Source organism: Pseudooceanicola profundus, assembly GCF_054919315.1.
This window is the reverse complement of record NZ_CM142898.1, coordinates 2199698-2216591: the sequence shown is the minus strand read 5'-3', so window position 1 is coordinate 2216591 and position 16894 is coordinate 2199698. Positions and strand designations below refer to the sequence as shown.

Genomic DNA, 16894 nt, shown 5'->3' with positions numbered 1-16894 from the left:
ACGGCCCTTCGACTCCACGTTGCTACATGTTCCAACGTGCCCGCCGGCCCCCCGGTCTGCGATGCCGGTCCTGAGAGGGGGCGCACGGTGGGCACATATCTTCATACATTGATCTCACGATTTCCCGGCCTCGAGCTCAGCATCGCGAGGCTGCACCGGAACGATCCGGATTTCCGGTCGATCTGCGACGAGATGGAAATGGCCGACGCCGCGCGCATGCGCTGGAACGGCCAACCGGATCGCGCCGACGAGTATCAGAAGATTTACGACCGGCTGCAGGACGAGTTCCTCGACCACCTTTCCAAGAAAACGCGGATCGCGTTTGCGCAATCAATTCAACAAAGGAATAGCGACAATGGCCGGAATTCTTGACGGTATCAAAGTGATCGAGGTGGCCTCGATGGCTGCCGCCCCAAACGCCACGGTGATCCTGGCCGATCTGGGCGCCGAGGTGATCAAGGTCGAACCGCTGAGCGGCGATCCATGGCGCTATGGGCACATGACGCCGGGCCTGCCGCCCAGCAAGGTGGCCTGGACGACCTACATCCAGAACCGGACCAAGAAGTCGGTGGCCATGAACCTCAAGGCCCCCGAGGCGCAGGAGGCGCTGCTCAAGCTGGCCGCGACGGCCGATGTCTTCCTGACCAACTCGCCGCACCCGGTGCAGAAAGCACTGAAACACACCTACGAGGACATCAAGGCCGTCAATCCCACGATCGTCTATGCCTCGATCAATGGTTTCGGGAAGGCGGGGCCCGACAAGGACGCGCCCGGGTTTGACGCAACCGCCTGGTATGCCCGGACCGGGATCATGGAGGAACTGCGCCCCAAGGACGGCGGCCCGACCGCCCTGCCCGTCGGCGTCGGTGACCTCGGGACGGCGTCCACGCTGGCCGGCGCCGTTCTGGCGGGCCTCTTCCACCGCGAACGCACCGGGCAGGGGTCCGAAGTCTTCACCTCGCTGATGCACAACGGGCTCTGGGCCAACTCCTGCATGACTCAGGCGGCGCTCGTCGGCACGCCGCCGATGGCGAAATATGCGCTCGACGAGTGGCCGAACCCGGTGTCGGGCGGGCGCTTCAAGACAAAGGACGGCCGCTACGTCATCATCATGGAGATCAATCCGAACAATATCGGAAACCTCCGCGACGCCTTCAGGGCGGACCACCTGAAGGGCGATGAACGTTTCGCGACGCCGCAATCGCGGATGCAGAACGCCAAGGCCCTCTTCGACGAGATGCAGAGCATCGTCGAGCAACACGACCTCTCGGTCGTCAAGGAACGCCTTCAGGCCTTCGCCGTGAACTTCAGCGTGGCACAGACGACCGAGGAAAACACCCGGGACGAACACATGATCGCGAACGGCTGCTTCCCGGAGGTCGAGGGCGCTGAAGGCATCCGGACCGTCGACAGCCCGATGCACATCTTTGCCGAGGGCTACGAGAAGGTGAAACCGCAAAGGCCCCCGGCGGTCGGCGAACACACCGTCTCCGAATTGACCGGCGTCGGCTTCAGCGAAGCGGACATCAAGGCCATGGCCGAGGCAAAGGCGATCGGCCTGCCGAAGTAGTGCCGCGGCACCTCACCTTGCAGCCCCCACTCCCACAGGAAACCTGAGGTCCTGACATGTCTCATGAACAGAAATTCTTCGAAGATTTCGAAGTCGGCGACAGCTACGTGACTGCCGGCCGCACCATCACCGAAACCGACATCGTGATGCACGCCATGCACTCCGGCGACTTCATGCCCCACCACACGGACGCGGAATTCGCGGCGACGCAGCAGATCAAGCAGCGGATCGCCCATGGCAACCTGACCTTCGTCATCAGCACGGGGCTGATCTTCCAGTCCCAGGGCATGAACGCCAACGTGATGAACTACGGCTATGGCAAGATCCGTTACCCCGGCGTGGTCCACATCGGCGACACGATCAAGACCGAGGTCACGGTCGCCGAGAAGAAGGATGCCAAGCAGCCCACCCATGGCGTGCTGACGCAGACCGAGACGACCACCAACCAGCGTGGAGAGACCGTCTGCTTCGTCGAGCATCTTCTCTACGTGCGGAAGAAGTCCGCCTGAACGACGCGCTCATGCCGAGGACACTGCATGCCCCCCGTTACTGACACTCCGACAACCTCGAAAGGCGATGCGTTCCGCGGCATGAGCGTGACATGGCTGCTGGACCAGTGGGTCCAGCGCCAGCCCGACAAGACCTTCGTGATCTGGGCCCCCTTCGACCAGCCCGCACGCCAGTGGACCTATGCCGAGATGGCGCGCGAGGCGAAACGCTTTGCCGCGGGCCTGCATGCGCGGGGCGTGGGCGAAGGCGATTTCGTCCTGATGCACCACGACAACGCGCCCGAATTTCTGGGCGCCTGGCTGGGCTGTGCCTATGTCGGCGCGGTGCCGGTGACGACCAACACCCGGTCGGTGGCCGAGAACGTGGCCTATTTCGCCGAACTGATGCAGCCCGCCGCCGCGATCACCCAGCCCTCCCTCGCCGCACTGGTGCGCGAGGCCTGTGGCCCCGACACGCCGATGATCGTCACCGGCGATCCGGCCACGGAGTACGATGCAGAGGCGCTTGGCGCGACACCGATTGCCGAGGTCTTCTCGGACGGGCCGCTGCCGGAGCTGGCAGTCGACCACACCCGGAACTTCGCGGTGCAGTTCACCTCCGGCACGACCTCGCGGCCCAAGCCCACGGTCTGGACCAACGCGAATGCGCTCTGGGGCGGCAAGACCACGGCGATGAACGTGCGGCTGCGGCGGGACGATGTCACGCTTCTGTACCTGCCGCTGTTCCATGCCAATGCGCAGGTGACGTTCTTCTCTGCCCTCTGGGCGGGCAACACGGTGGTCGTCCATCCGCGTTTCTCCGCCTCACGGTTCTGGGACACCTGCGCTACCCACGGCGTCACCTGGGTGTCGATGATCCCCTTCGCCTTCAAGGCGCTCAGCGGGCGGCCCGTGCCGGAGCACAAGGTGCACACCCTGATCGGGCTTGCCCATCTGCCCGACGCCGAAGCGGAGTTCCGCACCCGCACCATGGCGCTCTGGGGGATGACCGAAACCGGCACCGCCGCCATCATGACGGATGCGGATCACCCGGGCCCAGCCGGCACCATGGGCCGGCCGCTGCCGCACTACGATGTCGAGGTGCGCACATCGGACGGGACCCCCGCAGGACCTGGCGAGGAAGGCCTGCTCTACATCCGCGGCGAGCGCGGCGTGTCACTGTTCAAGGAATACTACCAGCAGCCCGAAAAGACCGCCGAGGCCTTCGACGCCAGCGGCGCACTGGATACGGGCGACATCGTGCGCATCGACCGGGATGGCTGGCTGTTCTTCGTCAACCGCGACAAGGACATGCTGCGCGTCGGCGGAGAGAACGTGGCAGCACTGGAGATCGAGACGGCGATCCTCGAGACGGGTCTGGTCCTGGAGTGCGCCGTCGTCGCGCAGAAGCACCACATGCTGGGCGACATCCCCGCCGCCTTCGTATCAACGACCGATGCCGGACAACGGCTGACCGACGCGGAACTGAGCGACCGAATTCTCGCGCATTGCACTGAGAAACTTGCCGATTTCAAGGTCCCACGCTCGGTGCATGTCGTCGACGACTTCCCCCGGTCCACGCTGGATCGGATCGGAAAGAACAAGTTGAGGGACCGACTGCCCGCCGTCGAAAGCGACTGAACCACATACGTTGCCAGCCTCCGCTGGGAGCAGATGCACTCAGACATTTCAAAGGAAGCTATAGTATGGGTTGGACAGACATATTCGTGCTCCTCTTCGTGACCGTCGGTCCGGTTAAGGCAGCCCTTTTGTTCATTGGCCTGACCAAGACCGCCGATGCCAAGTTGAAGCGCGCCATCGCGATCCGGACGGTCCTCGTATCGACGGTGATCTGTATCATCTTCGCCGTGATCGGCGCGGGGATCCTCGCGGGCCTGAAGGTCAGTACCGAGGCGCTGTTGATCGCGGGCGGCATCATCCTGCTTCTGTTCGCACTGGACCTGATCCTCGCGGACGAGAAGGCGCCGGAACAAAGCGACGCGCCGCCGCCCGCACCCACGTTGGATATCGCGACCTTCCCGCTTGCCGTGCCGCTCATGGCGTCACCGCAGGGGCTTGTGGCCATCGTCGCGATCGAAGGGACACTCCAGAGCACAGGCCAGGGCATCGTTTTCGTCTGCCTCATCCTTCTCATGATGGCGATCAACCTCGGCGTGATGCTGGCCGCGGAGAAGATCTTTTCCAAGATCCCGCCCGCGATCCTGAAGATCTTCCTGCGCATCGTCGGCCTTCTGCTCTGCGCGCTCGCCGTCCAGCTGGTGATCTATGGCCTCGATGGCCTGGGCATGATCCCAAGCCCGGATGTCGAGCTGAAGAGCCCGGCTTGAAGACCAAATGGAGACCCGCGACATGGCCGAATATCAATTCATGAAGATCGAGCGCCGGGGCAATCTGGGGATCGTGACCTTTGATCGCCCGGACGCGCTGAATGCGTTGAACGAGCAGGTGGCGACAGAGGTCACCGATGCCCTGACCGCCTTCGACGCCGACGACAGCGTCGGCTGCATGATCCTTGCCGGTGGCGACAAGGCCTTCTGTGCCGGGGCGGACCTGAAATGGATCGCCAGCCAGGACTTCGAAAGCGCCTATCGCACGGATCTGGGCGCCTACATGGACAAGGTCGCCGAGCTGAGGAAACCGGTCATCGCCGCAGTCCGCGGCTTCGCCTTCGGCGGCGGCACCGAAATCTCGCTCATGTGCGACATGATCGTGGCCGACACGACCGCGCGGTTCGGCCTGCCGGAGGTCACCCTCGGGGTCATCCCCGGCGCCGGTGGACCGGCGCGCCTGACCCACGCGATCGGCAAGGCGAAGGCGATGTATTTCGTCCTGACCGGCGAGACGATCAGCGCGGAAGAGGCCGAGCGCATGGGCATCATCACCAAGGTCGTGCCCGATGGAACCCACCTGGAAGAAGCGATCCGGATCGGTTCGGCCATCGCGGGCAATCCCCGCCTCGCCGTGCTGGCGGGCAAGGAATCCGTGAACCAGCAGGCGGAAACGCCCCTGGCACCGGGCCTGAAGCTGGAACGGCGGCTGTTCCACGGTCTTTTCGGGACCGCCGACCAGAAGGAAGGGATGGCCGCCTTCGCCGAGAAGCGCAAGCCGAGCTTCAAGACATACTGAGACCGCGAGAGGGGGCGGCCGGCCTGTGCGACCGACGTCCTGCAGCCCGCAATTGATAGGGAAGGAAAAGATATGAGCAAAGTCATCGTCGAAAAATCCGAGGGCATCCTCCACGTGCGGATCAACCGCCCCGAGGTCTACAATGCCTGCGACGGCGAGACCTACAACGCCATCGCGGATGCCTGGGACATGCTGGAAAGCGATCCCGACCTGCGGGTCGGCATCCTCAGCGGTGAGGGCAAGGCCTTCTGCACCGGCACCGATATCGGTTGGGTCAAGACACCCGACGCCGACGGTTTCGCGGATCGGCTCTATCCCCGGATGCTGACCCTGACCAAGCCGGTGATCGCCGCGATCCAGGGTCATTGCAACGGTGGCGGTCTGGAGCAGGCGCTTGGTGCAGACATCCGGATCTGCACCGAGGATGCCAAGTTCGGGTCAGGCGAAATCCGGCTCGGCTGGATCCCCGGCGGCTACGGGACCCAGCGACTGCCCCGCGTGATCCCCTTGGGGCCCGCGCTAGAGCTTCTCTACACCGGCGGCCGGATCGGCGCGGCCGATGCCTACCGGCTGGGCCTCGTCAATCACGTAGTGGCGCCCGAAGAGCTGCTCGACAAGGCGCGGCAGATCGCGGGCGAGATCGTGAAGAGCGCCCCGCTCGCTGTGCAGAAGATGAAGACCACGGTGATGCAGGGCCTCGGCATGCCCCTCGAACAGGCGGTGCGGCTCGAAAAGGAAAGCTTCGATTTCCTGATGCGGACCGAGGATTCCAAGGAAGGCGCCCTGGCATTTGCCGAGAAGCGGGCCCCGAACTGGAAGGCAAAGTAAGAGCGGGCACATTTCGCCCGGTCACAGGTGGTGTCCCGGTTCGCCGGGGCACCGCAGCGCACAGGGACCTCGCAGCGAAGCCCCCGGGGTCCCACCGGCGAGCGCCGCCCATGCCGGACGGCGCCACCTTCAATCAGGTTGGATACTAGAGGAAATCTGATCCATGCGACACTTGATCATGAGCACGTCCCTCGCGCTTCTGGCTGCCACGGCCGCCGGCGCACAGGACCGCACGCCGCTCGACGCCTTCGTCGACGGCTTCCCGATGGAACTCGAAGAAGCGACGCGGAACGCCGACTACAACGAGCTGTTCCGCGGCGGTGACCCCTCCGCATACTTCAACGTGCGGGCGTCCGAGTTCCTGCCAACGGCGATCCTGCCGTCCCGTCCCGGCGTCATGCCGCTCGCCAGCAACCCGATGCCGGAGATCGGCGAGATCGAAGTCGAGTTGACGTCCGAGAGCACGCTCGAAGGCCCGCTCAGCCTGGACGCGTTCCTCGAACAGTCCGACTTCGCGCAGGCCTTCATGGTCGTCCACAAGGGCGAGATCGTCTACGAGAAGTATCCGCGGCTGCGGCCGGAGGATTCCCATCTCTGGATGTCCGCTGCGAAGCCCACCGCCAGCCTCGTCATCGACCAGTTGATCAGCGAAGGCAAGATCGACGACAGCGAACCGATCACGACCTACATGACCGATTTCAAGGGCACCCCGTGGGACGGCGTCACGGTGAAGGACGTGATGGACATGGCGACGGGCATGGACCTTGAGGACACCAGCGAGTCCCGGTTCGACCCGGACAACATCGCGCGCCGTGTCTACGAATCCGAGTTCGGGTTTCCGAACGAGTCCCGGGGTGTCGAGAATCTCCGCGACGTTCTCAGAAGCACGCCGAAACGCGAAGAGCCCGGTCAGGCCTTCCACTATGCCTCCGGCCTCACCCAGATGCTCGTGTTCCTGGCCGAAGACGTGGAGGGCGAACGCTGGCACCAGATCTTCGACCGCCGCGTCTGGTCCAAGGTCGGGGCCGAGGGGGCGTTGCAGATGCACTTGACGCCTGACGGGATCGTGGCCGCGCACGGGCTGGTGTCGAGCAACCTGCGCGACTTTGCGCGCTTCGGCATGCTCTACACGCCCAGCTGGGACAAGATCGCCACCGAACAGGTGGTTTCCGACGAGATCCTCGCACGCATCCGCAGCGAGGTGCGGTCGCACGAGTTCGTCATGGCCGGCTTCGATGGCGCCGTTTTCGTCGACTTCCTCGGCTCGGACGACTTCATCGCCAACAGCCGCCAGTGGGACGTCGTCTGGCCGGACGGCGACATGTGGAAAGGCGGGCTGATGACGCAGGGGCTCTATGTCTCGCCGTCCCGGGATCTCGTCATCGTTTACTTTAACGTGAACAACGACGACCATTCGGGACACCGGTACCCGCGCGCGATCGCGACGTCGGGACTGTTCGACGAGTAGGACAAAGGTTGCCTCGGCGGGCCGGCAACACGGCTGACCCGCCGGAGCACATCGCGAAGGCCGCGGGACGGTGCCATGTCGCCCCAAGCCAGATCGAGCGTCCGGGCGGGCTGCCGTGCGCTGGCCCCACCCCGCACGACGGCATCACCCAGATCGCCGATCCCGAGACGACCTTCGTCGTCATCATCAAGGACGGTCCGATCTGCATAACGAGACTGGAGACCTGACCGATGACTGCCAAGTTCATGGCGGCGGCGCTTTTGACGCTTGCCGCATCTGCCGCCTCCGCGCAGGACGGCCCCATTCTGTTCACCAACGTCAATGTCTTCGACGGCATCAATGAACAACTCATCGAAAATGCCAATGTTGTCGTGACCGGCAACCTGATCACCGAGATTTCCCAGGACCCCTTGGCGGTCGCCGGGGGGACGGTCATCGATGGCAACGGGCGGACCATGATCCCGGGCCTGAGCGATGTGCACTGGCACATGACAATGGCCGAAGTCCCGCAGGCCGTGATCCTGACAGGCGATGTCTACGAAGTCGCCGCCCGCGCCGTTCCGGCCGCCGAGCGCACGCTGATGCGGGGGTTCACCACGGTTCGCGATATCGGCGGGAACGCCTTTGCGATCAAGAAGCTGATCGACAGCGGCGTCATTCCGGGCCCGCGCATGCTTGTCGCCGGGCCTCCGATCAGCCAGACGGGCGGGCACTACGACTATCGCCTTCCCTCGGCGCTGCCGTCGGACGAACCGATCGACTACTGGGGCCGGAACTCATTCTTCATCGTCGCCGATGGCGTGGCCGAGGTGCAAAGGCGCTCCAGGGAGGTGTTCCGGATGGGGGCCAGCCAGCTCAAGATCGCCGCGGGCGGCGGGGTGGCCTCGATCTTCGATCCGCTCGACGTGCGCCAGTATTCGATGGAGGAGATGAAGGCCATCGTCGATGTCGCCGACAGCTACAACAGCTATGTCGCGGCCCATGTCTTCACCGACGAGGCGGTCCAGATGGCGGTCGAAGCGGGCATCAAGACCATCGAACACGGGATGCTCATCGGCCGGGAAACGCTGGAGATGATGCGCGACAACGACGTCTGGCTCAGCATCCAGCCGATCCTGGACGACGAGGACGCGATGGTCTTTCCGACGGAATCCTCCACCGAGAAGTTCAAGATGGCCACGGCGGGGACGGAGAACGCCTACAAGCTCGCCAAGGAACTGGGTGTGAAGGTCGCCTTCGGCACGGATTCCCTCATGGACCCGGTCGCGTCCGCCAAGCAGGGCAAGCTTCTCAGCAAGCTGGCGCGCTGGTTCACGCCCTACGAGGCGCTCAAGATGGCGACCTCCGACAATGCCGAACTGATGGAAATGGCCGGACCGCGTCACCCCTATCAGGAGGGTCCCCTGGGCCAGCTGACGGTGGGCGCCTATGCGGACCTGATCCTCGTCGACGGCAATCCGCTGGAGAACCTCGATCTGGTCGCTGACCCCGAGGCGAACTTCGACCTGATCATGAAAGACGGCGTTATCTACAAGAACACGATGGAGAATTGAGCGGCACGCCGCACGCTCGATACCGCGCTCGGAGCCCTCGGTCCGGTTGCACCGGGGGCACCAGCATGGACAACGGTCCTGCAGCGCGCGGCCTGCGGGGCATCCATCACGCCCTCCGGCTGGTGCGCCGGTTCGGAGGCGCAGCCCGACACCGCCACCCCACAAGACCCGGAACTGGCGTGCCCGGGTCCACGATCGAAAACGCTGCGGTTCTGGTTCGGCCCAAGGGTGAGATGGGATGCCGTACTGTCGGGCAGGCCCCACCGCCAATAAACCTGCTGCGACACCGCGATCCAGCCCTGCCTGCCGACCCGCTGAGGGCGGCGGACAGGGCTTTCGGTGCGGTGACGCGGACCCGCCGGCAAGCCCGTCAGATGAGTTCGAACGTGACCGTCTCCATGCTGGTCGTTTCATCAACCCTTACGAAGATCCGATCAATGTCCTCTGTATTGTCGAACTCGGCGACGACCGCAGTGTCGGCAAAGAGCTGGACATTGGAATGCGTGACATGATGGGTCCCGTCGCTGTCGACGTAGCCCCTGCGATCATACGTCACCCTCAGGTCGTCCGCGTCGAGCAGCCGACCGTCCAGAAGGATGACGTCACCTTCGTCGGCGTTGTAGTCGTGAATGTAAGACCAGTCGCCCCCCTCTCCCGAGAGGTAGAACACATCGGCCCCTTCCCCCCCCGTCAGCTGGTCCAGGCCAAAGCCTCCGAAGAGGAAGTCATCGCCATCGCCGCCGATGAGCGTGTCATGATAGGCCCCCCCCCGCAGCAGGTCGTTGCCATCGCCGCCGACGAGACTGTCATTGCCTCCGCCACCGTAGAGATCATCATCTCCGGCGCCGCCGAAGAGGGTATCGTGGAAGCCGTCCCAGAAGTCTTCGCCATCGCCGAGCAGCGTGTCGTTGCCGTCGCCGCCGCCAAGCAGGTCGCGGCCATCCCCGCCGACGAGGCTGTCGTTCCCGCTGCCGCCGCCAAGCGTGTCCTCGTGCAGTCCGCCGATCAGGGTGTCATCCCCGGTCATGCCATAGAGCGCATCGCGTCCCGCATCCCCCATGAGGAGATCGTTGCCGCTGCCACCATAGACCATGTCATCGCCGACGCCCGCGTCCACGACATCGTCATCACGCCCCGCCCCGATCAGGTCATTGCCAGCGCCGCCATCGATCGTGTCGTTCTGACCGCCACCTTCAATCGTGTCATTGCCGGCGCCGCCGTCGATCAGGTCCGCGCCGTCGAGGCCTTCGATGAAATCGGTCCCGTCTCCACCTTCAAGCGTGTCGACGCCAGCAAGCCCGGATATCGTATCGGGCCCTGCACCGCCCGTCAGCAGGTCGTTCCCCTCCGAGCCGATCAGCTCGGTGCCGCCTTCGATGAGCAGACGGAGCCGCACGCTGGTGCTCTGCCCATCCGCTTCCGTTGCCGTCAGGAGCAGACCGTAGCTGGCCATTCGGCCTTCATCGACGTCGGAGGCGGAATAGCTGACCGTCCGGCTGGCGGCATCCCAGTGCAGCCAGGCCGGCAGGCCGGTGCCGTCGGCAAGAGTCAGGCCGTAGTGGAGCACGACACCCGTCGGGTCGCTGAACAGATCGTCCGAGAACTGGTAGCTGAAGTTGCTGCCATGGTACCCGGCGATGTCGGGCTGCGTGCCGTTCAGCACGGGGGGCAGATCTTCCCCGACAACAGCCACCGTAACCGTGGCCGTGTCCGAGCCGCCGGCCTCGTCGGTGACAGTATAGGTGAAGGTATCCTCCAGCCCGTCGCCTTCCGCCAGCTCCGCCAGCGTGCTGGAGGTCGTCGGATCATAGCTGATCGAACCATCCGGGTTCAGCGTGAGGGTCGCACCGAGACTGCTGGTCGCTGAGACCTCGCTGATGCTGAGCGCGCCTCCCTCCGGATCACTGTCATTTTCCAGCAAAGTTGCAGCCTCTATGCTTGCAACCGTGGCCGCATCGGTGAGCGCAGCCTGCGCCGCTGCGGTCGTGGTGATCTGCAACTGGTACGTGGCCCCGGCGGGGATCGGGTTATCCGGTGTGTTATAGCCCGAATACCGCCCGACCGAGATATAGTAGGTTCCCGGAGCATCGAACGTGTGACGCAGTTCGCTGTCGAATCCATGGTTCGAGCCGGAATCCAGTGCTGAATCGTCGTTGAGGGCGATCCGGATGCCGGCGGCGTTCCACAGGTGGAGATAGCTGTCGAAGTACCCGCCCTGCGTCCCATAATCGATGTCGAAATGCATCGTTGTTCCGGCTTCTTCCACCGTGAAACTGTAGTAATCCGGCGTGCCGTTCCCGGTCCCGATGATGCTGACGCTGGGCAGGGTTGCAGAGTTTAGGATATCGGGTGTTTCCACCAGTGCGAACAGTCCGTCGAGTGGTTGGGCCGTCGAGAACTGATCGTTCTCTTCCTCCTCTGGCACGATATTGGTCGTGGCCAGCCCCCCGATCTCGTCGTCAACCGCGATCGGCAGCTGGTTTTCAATATCCGTGGAAGCGATCTGCGGGCTGTCGGGGGTCGTCATTCTGTGGCCTTTGATTAAATAAAACTATTGCACCAAGTGTTTGCATACGACTCCCTGAACGGCAATGAATTTTATTTCAATGAAAAGGATCGAATTGATACCTTCATTGTACTGAAGCCTTGCAGGCCGGCGGGACACGGGGCGCCATCCCCGGTCAAAAGCAACGCAAGGCAAGCCCTTCAGACGCAAAGCGACGCAACGGACGGGGCAATCGCATCGATATTATATTGCGCCTTATCAAGGGCAAGCGCCGCGTGGCGACCCACCGCGCGGCCTGATCCAGGACATACCTCGCCACCACCGCCCACACCGCAATTGTCAGCCTCTGCCCAAGAGGCCTGCGCCCGCAGGATGGAAGTCCACACTCTCGGCACGTACCCGCGCAGACGGCCTTTGCAGACATTACAGAATAACGCCGGCCCGGATATTCGACATGGACTCAGGCGCCAAATGTAATGCAAATGAAACGTCCCACTGCACAGGTTGCCGCATTTCCTCCATTCAGGCCGGGCGCGTTCGTGAAAGCCCCTGCGCCACGACCTCTGGCTGCAAGGCCGCGCCTCCAATCGGAGCTGTCCCTGGAGGCTCAGTCTGCGATCCAGCCTGTCTTGCACCGCCAGGTCCTGACCGCTGTGCTGACGCTCGGGGCCCGGCCAGTCCTGGCCGGTACGGTCGCCCGCCGTGGCCCCGCCGGCATTGCGATGGCGCCGGCAGGGCGGTACTGGTTCCCGGCGTTGGCGTCGATGTCGCAACACGACGCTCACCGCCCGACACGCCATGACCGCGCCGCCCCGCAGGACGGACGCCCCTTCGAAACCCCGAGCGACCTCCGAGGCCCCGATGAACACCATTGACGACCTGACCGCCGAGGCCCTTGTCGCCCTCCTCCGCGAGGTGGCGGCGGAGGTGATCCTGCCCCGCTTCCGGCACCTCGACGCGAGCGAGATCGAGGCCAAGACCAGCCCGAACGACCTCGTCACCGTGGCCGACCGCGAGGCGGAGGTGCTGCTGGCCGAGGGCGTGCAGCGGATCCTGCCCGGCTGTGCCGTGGTGGGGGAGGAAGCCGTCGAGGACGACCCGGGCCTCGTGGCGCAGATCGCCGAAGCGGAGACCTGCGTGATCCTCGACCCTGTGGACGGCACCAGCAACTTCGCCCGCGGCCTCGCGGTCTTCGGCATGATCCTCGCGGTGACGCGGCGGGGCGAGACGGTCTTCGGCCTGCTCTACGATCCGGTCTGCGATGACTGGGTCATGGCGCATCGCGGCGGCGGCGCGTGGTTCGTGCGCGGCGAGACGCGGCAGCGGCTTTCGACCCGCGCACCGCGGCCCCTGCCCGAGATCGAGGGCATGGTGCCCCTCAGCCAGGCCGACCCCGACGTGCGCGCGGCCAGCATCGCGCCCTTCGACGGAATGCGCCAGGTCCAGACGCTGCGCTGCTCCTGTCACGAGTACCGGTTGCTGGCCATGGGGCAGACCGATTTCGTCACGGCGGTCACGATCAAGCCCTGGGACCACGCGGCGGGCCAACTGATCCTCGCGGAGGCGGGCGGCGCGTCCGTGCTCGACGACGGATCGGCCTACGCGCCGACGCGCCACAGCGGACGTCTGATCTCGGCCGCCTCGCCCGAGGTGCTCGCCGTGCTGCGGGATGTGCAGCCCTTCTGCTGAGGCACCTGTAACGCGCCCTCCTTGCTGAGGACGGCAGGGACGCAGGCTTCCGGTTCAGATGCGCCTCTCGATCTCCGCGACGAGGCTGTCATAGGCCGCCACCGCGCCATCGAACTTCGCGAAGGTCGCCACGGGCGCCCGATGCAGCCCCATCTTCTCCACGTCGGTCGAGAAGGGCACCACGATGTCGAGACCATAGCGGGCGTGTGCCTCGCGCATCCGCGCCATCGTCTCGGCGTGCAGCGTCTTCGTTGCCTGCGCCATGGAGAAGACGCCGAGGATCTTCTTCCGGCGGATGCCATGGTCCTTGAAGAAGGCCAGCAGCTGCTCGAACGAGCGTTCCGACAGCGTGGTCGGGATCACCGGAACGACGATCACGTCCGCCGCCTTGAACACGTTTTCGGAGAGCGCGGAGATATTCGGCGGGCAGTCCAGCACCACCACGTCATAGTCGCGCCTGACGCTGCGCAGCGCCTTCTTGAGCCGGGACCGGCCCTGCTTCATCCGGGCGAGGAAGATGTCGAACTCCCGGAAGGCCATGTTCGCCGGCAGGATGTCGAGACCCTCGTAATCGCTGCCCCGGATCGCATCGGTGAAGCGCTTCACGTCGGAGAAGAAGAGGTCGCCGCCCAGCTTCCTGGAGGGTTTGACCCGGAAATAGAAGCTGGATGCCCCCTGCGGGTCCAGATCGCAGAGCAGCACGCGCCTGCCCTGCCGGGCAAAGCCGTAGGCGATGTTCACCGCGCTCGCCGTCTTCCCGGTGCCGCCCTTGTTGGAATAGCATGCGACGATCTTCATCCGGCCCCTCCCCCGGGCTTGCAGACGGCTTCGAAGGCCCGGTGCGTTTCCGGCGCATCGAAACGGGCAAAGCGCGCCGCGACCCGGGCGCGTTCCTCGGCCTGCCGGATCTCCAGCACCGCCATCAGGGCGCCGAGGCTGGTGGCGATCTCGATCGCGTCGCGCGTGTTCCCACGCAGCTCTGCGGAAAACGCGCCGAGGGCCTGCCGCTGCACCGCGTAATCGTTGAACCTGCCGAGGGTGTCCTGCAACGTCTTCAGCCGTTTCAGGATCCGCGCGATGTCCCGCCCGTCGAAGAGCGGCGCGAAGAATTCCACCGCGTAGCGCAGTTTCTTGCAGTGGATGCGCAGGTCGTGCACCGCGGCATCCGGCGAGGTTGCGTCGATCCGCGCCGCCACCCTCTGCACCTTGCGGTAGCGCTTCCAGATCAGCGGCCGCGCGTACTCCAGCGCGCTGCGCCCTGCCTTCGGCCCCGGCGGGAGGCCGCCCGGCCCCTCCAGAAGCATCACGCACTCCTGCATCGCCTGACGATAGTCCGGGCTCTTCAGCCAGCCGGCGAGTTCTGCCTGCGCCGCCTCCCGCCTGTCCGCAAGGCGGTCGAAGAGCTTCTCGATCCCGCGCCGCCAGTCCGCGGAGACGAGGCTGGCATAGGTGTCCCGCTCGATCAGGTAGACATCCAGATCCCGCAGTGCGCCGGTCGGCGCCATCAAGGCCCCCAGCCGCCGCTTCAGCTCCTCCCGTGTCGCCGCGTCGAAAACATCGTGGAAGAGCGCCACCACCGAGCGCGCCCGCCGCAGGGCGACCCGGTAGTCATGCAGGAACTCCGTGTCATGGTCCGCGATGATGCCGGGTTCATTGCGCCGGGCCACGGCAAGCTGTGCCCGCAGGAAACGGGTCGCCGTGTCGATGATCCGCTCCTCCGGCGCCAGATCGAAGACCGCGCCCGTGATCTCTGCCGGATCGACACCGCGCAGCGCGGCGCTCGCCGCGAGGGGACCGAGGTCCACCGCCATGTCGCCCTGCGTGATCGCCTCGACCAGCTTCCGGAAGGCCTTGTCATAGCCCCGCAGGGCCTCCAGCCGCAGGATCGTGACCTGCGCGCCCGTCTGACCATGCAAGGTCCAGAGCCCGCAGCGCACCTGCGTCTTCTCGCGGCCATCGACGAGGTCGAGGCGCCGATATACCACCTCTCCCTCTGCCACGGCGATCAGCGCCCGCAGCGGTGAGACCACGCCCGCCAGCCAGGATGTCACCGGCCCCGCAGGCATCTCGCTGACGAACCCGGGCCGGCATCGGGGCTGGGAAAGCCGCGCCCCGGTGACTGCCGCTGCCCCCATGAGGTCGGCGCCGGCCCCGCTGCACACCAGAAGCGCCCCCCGCGCCGCCACCTCGCCATCGAAGGTGTCGAGCAGGGCAAAGCGGCTCACCTCGTCCTCCTCGGCGCGCCGCAACCCGCGCTTGCCGAGGTCGAGGGCCTCGAAGGCGTCGCCCCCCGCGCCGCGCAGGAACAGAAGCTGTGTCTCAGGCTGCATCACGATCCACTTCGCCACATCTGCGGTGGCAATTCTGCGGGGCGGATGGGCCGCCCACGCCGGATGAAAGCCTCTCACGCGCCGATGCCACTGTGCAATGATGAACGCGGCGGCGCGTGGCACGCGGGCGGTCGCAGGCCCTCGGAAACGGTCGGTGACTGGGTCGCCAACTGGGCCACTGACCGGACCGTCACATGGCCACGAATAGACCTCTCCGGGGGGATCGCCTACAAACGGACCAGCCGCCACGCCTGAAGGAGCATGTTCAGACCATGGGTCACGCCCAGATCGTTCCCCATCCGCAAGCAGACCGCTCCCGGATCGCGCGGCCCATGCCATGCCGGTAGGACTGGTCCCGCAAATCCAGCAGACCGCCGCCCTGCGCTATTTCTACGAGGTTGCGCAGCACGGCTCGTTCAGGGCCGCCGGAGAGGTGCTCCACATCGCGCCAAGCGCGGTCAACCGCCAGATCAAGCTGCTGGAGGAAGAGCTTGGCACGACGCTGTTCGACCGGGCGCGCGGGCGCAACGCCTGCAAGCTGACGGCCGTCGGCGAGGCGCTGCTCTACCGGGTGAACCGCGCGATGCGCGAGCTGACCATCGCGCGGGACGAGCTGAACGCCTTTCAGGGCCTGCAGCGCGGGCGCGTCGCACTCGGGATGAACGACACCATCGGGCGCGAATTCGGCGTGGGCTTCATCGCCGAGTTCCGGGCCGAACATCCTGCCGTCTCGATCGAGGTGATGTCGGGCAATTCACCACAGCTGCTGGAGCTGCTGCTGACCGACCAAGTGGATATCATCCTTGCGCTCGGGGTCGCGGCACGGCGGGAAATCGAGGTCGTCAGTTCCAGCCAGACACATCTCTGCGTGATGATGCGCGCGGACCATCCCCTTGCGCAGCAGGACAGCGTGAGCCTGTCCGACGCGGTGCGCGAGACGCTGATCCTGCCCTCGCAGGGGATCATCCTGCGGCAGGTGGTGGATACGATGCTGGCGGCGCAGGGGCTGGAGATGACGCCGGGGATCGTCAGCAACTCGTTCGAGCTCATGGCCGACATGGTCGAGGCGGGGCTCGGCTTCGGCGTGCAGGTGCGACGGCATCCCGGGCCGGACCTCGTCCGCCCGAGGCTGACCCATGTGGCGATTCGGGAGGCGCCGCCCTCGGCAGGGATGCTGGCCTGCTGCGTGCGCCGCGACCGGGTGCCGACGGCGGCGATGTCGCAATGCCTGCGGCTGATCCAGGATCGCCTGCAGGACCAGATCGGCGGCTGAGCCCGCCCGCTGGGGGCGGGCGCGTTGCGCCACGCGGCCCGA

Annotated in this window: 14 protein-coding genes; 11 read left to right on the top strand and 3 right to left on the bottom strand. The window is 65.3% G+C overall.

All coding sequences use genetic code 11. The features are described 5' to 3' along the window. The first annotated feature begins 87 nt into the window (after positions 1 to 87). From ACX9MO_RS10150 to ACX9MO_RS10110, 9 genes are all read left to right on the top strand, one after another. Positions 88 to 372: a hypothetical protein gene (locus tag ACX9MO_RS10150; RefSeq protein ID WP_462211760.1), complete on the top strand. Its 285-nt coding sequence runs from the start codon at positions 88 to 90 to the stop codon at positions 370 to 372. Further along, on the top strand, positions 356 to 1570 hold the full coding sequence (locus ACX9MO_RS10145) for a CaiB/BaiF CoA transferase family protein (RefSeq protein ID WP_462211759.1): 1215 nt from the start codon (positions 356 to 358) through the stop codon (positions 1568 to 1570). Before ACX9MO_RS10150 ends, ACX9MO_RS10145 begins: the two co-directional genes overlap by 17 nt. Positions 1571 to 1626: 56 nt before the next feature. Continuing rightward, complete coding sequence (locus ACX9MO_RS10140) at positions 1627 to 2079, top strand: MaoC/PaaZ C-terminal domain-containing protein (RefSeq protein WP_462211758.1); 453 nt, start codon at positions 1627 to 1629, stop codon at positions 2077 to 2079. Between the two features lie 27 nt (positions 2080 to 2106). Then, positions 2107 to 3699 (top strand): AMP-binding protein, encoded by a 1593-nt coding sequence (locus tag ACX9MO_RS10135; RefSeq protein WP_462211757.1) that lies wholly within the window; start codon positions 2107 to 2109, stop codon positions 3697 to 3699. 86 nt (positions 3700 to 3785) lie between these two features. Then, the gene (locus tag ACX9MO_RS10130; RefSeq protein WP_462211756.1) at positions 3786 to 4406 is read left to right on the top strand and encodes a MarC family protein; all 621 of its coding nucleotides are present in this window, start codon (positions 3786 to 3788) and stop codon (positions 4404 to 4406) included. A 22-nt stretch (positions 4407 to 4428) separates the two neighbouring features. Then, the gene (locus ACX9MO_RS10125) at positions 4429 to 5205 is read left to right on the top strand and encodes an enoyl-CoA hydratase-related protein (RefSeq protein ID WP_462211755.1); all 777 of its coding nucleotides are present in this window, start codon (positions 4429 to 4431) and stop codon (positions 5203 to 5205) included. A gap of 72 nt (positions 5206 to 5277) precedes the next feature. Continuing rightward, positions 5278 to 6033, top strand: a complete 756-nt coding sequence (locus ACX9MO_RS10120; protein ID WP_462211754.1) for an enoyl-CoA hydratase/isomerase family protein — start codon at positions 5278 to 5280, stop codon at positions 6031 to 6033. Between the two features lie 163 nt (positions 6034 to 6196). Then, entirely contained in the window at positions 6197 to 7501 is a 1305-nt protein-coding gene (locus ACX9MO_RS10115) for a serine hydrolase domain-containing protein (protein ID WP_462211753.1), read from the top strand. Positions 7502 to 7731: 230 nt separating this feature from the next. Next, positions 7732 to 9054 carry a metal-dependent hydrolase family protein gene (locus tag ACX9MO_RS10110; protein ID WP_462211752.1) on the top strand — a complete coding sequence of 441 codons (1323 nt, stop codon included), beginning with the start codon at positions 7732 to 7734 and terminating at the stop codon, positions 9052 to 9054. A gap of 370 nt (positions 9055 to 9424) precedes the next feature. Here the strand turns inward: ACX9MO_RS10110 and ACX9MO_RS10105 are convergent, their stop codons facing one another. Then, positions 9425 to 11581 (bottom strand): DVUA0089 family protein, encoded by a 2157-nt coding sequence (locus tag ACX9MO_RS10105; protein WP_462211751.1) that lies wholly within the window; start codon positions 11579 to 11581, stop codon positions 9425 to 9427. Positions 11582 to 12421: 840 nt separating this feature from the next. Here ACX9MO_RS10105 and ACX9MO_RS10100 point away from each other — a divergent pair. After that, positions 12422 to 13249: an inositol monophosphatase family protein gene (locus ACX9MO_RS10100; RefSeq protein WP_462211750.1), complete on the top strand. Its 828-nt coding sequence runs from the start codon at positions 12422 to 12424 to the stop codon at positions 13247 to 13249. 54 nt (positions 13250 to 13303) lie between these two features. Here the strand turns inward: ACX9MO_RS10100 and ACX9MO_RS10095 are convergent, their stop codons facing one another. Both ACX9MO_RS10095 and ACX9MO_RS10090 read right to left on the bottom strand, forming a co-directional pair. After that, positions 13304 to 14047, bottom strand: a complete 744-nt coding sequence (locus ACX9MO_RS10095; RefSeq protein ID WP_462211749.1) for a ParA family protein — start codon at positions 14045 to 14047, stop codon at positions 13304 to 13306. Continuing rightward, positions 14044 to 15597 (bottom strand): CYTH and CHAD domain-containing protein, encoded by a 1554-nt coding sequence (locus ACX9MO_RS10090; RefSeq protein WP_462211748.1) that lies wholly within the window; start codon positions 15595 to 15597, stop codon positions 14044 to 14046. The genes ACX9MO_RS10095 and ACX9MO_RS10090 overlap by 4 nt, the downstream gene beginning before the upstream one ends. A 319-nt stretch (positions 15598 to 15916) precedes the next feature. Between ACX9MO_RS10090 and ACX9MO_RS10085 the strand changes: the two genes are divergently transcribed. After that, complete coding sequence (locus ACX9MO_RS10085; RefSeq protein WP_462211747.1) at positions 15917 to 16852, top strand: LysR family transcriptional regulator; 936 nt, start codon at positions 15917 to 15919, stop codon at positions 16850 to 16852. Positions 16853 to 16894: the final 42 nt, after the last annotated feature.

Excerpts from the sequence above, each read along its gene's own strand:
- ACX9MO_RS10085 (WP_462211747.1), top strand. The coding sequence starts at position 15,917 with ATGCCGGTAGGACTGGTCCCGCAAATCCAGCAGACCGCCGCCCTGCGC.
- ACX9MO_RS10105 (WP_462211751.1), bottom strand. The coding sequence starts at position 11,581 with ATGACGACCCCCGACAGCCCGCAGATCGCTTCCACGGATATTGAAAAC.
- ACX9MO_RS10135 (WP_462211757.1), top strand. The coding sequence starts at position 2,107 with ATGCCCCCCGTTACTGACACTCCGACAACCTCGAAAGGCGATGCGTTC.
- ACX9MO_RS10095 (WP_462211749.1), bottom strand. The coding sequence starts at position 14,047 with ATGAAGATCGTCGCATGCTATTCCAACAAGGGCGGCACCGGGAAGACG.
- ACX9MO_RS10145 (WP_462211759.1), top strand. The coding sequence starts at position 356 with ATGGCCGGAATTCTTGACGGTATCAAAGTGATCGAGGTGGCCTCGATG.
- ACX9MO_RS10125 (WP_462211755.1), top strand. The coding sequence starts at position 4,429 with ATGGCCGAATATCAATTCATGAAGATCGAGCGCCGGGGCAATCTGGGG.
- ACX9MO_RS10140 (WP_462211758.1), top strand. The coding sequence starts at position 1,627 with ATGTCTCATGAACAGAAATTCTTCGAAGATTTCGAAGTCGGCGACAGC.
- ACX9MO_RS10100 (WP_462211750.1), top strand. The coding sequence starts at position 12,422 with ATGAACACCATTGACGACCTGACCGCCGAGGCCCTTGTCGCCCTCCTC.
- ACX9MO_RS10120 (WP_462211754.1), top strand. The coding sequence starts at position 5,278 with ATGAGCAAAGTCATCGTCGAAAAATCCGAGGGCATCCTCCACGTGCGG.
- ACX9MO_RS10110 (WP_462211752.1), top strand. The coding sequence starts at position 7,732 with ATGACTGCCAAGTTCATGGCGGCGGCGCTTTTGACGCTTGCCGCATCT.
- ACX9MO_RS10115 (WP_462211753.1), top strand. The coding sequence starts at position 6,197 with ATGCGACACTTGATCATGAGCACGTCCCTCGCGCTTCTGGCTGCCACG.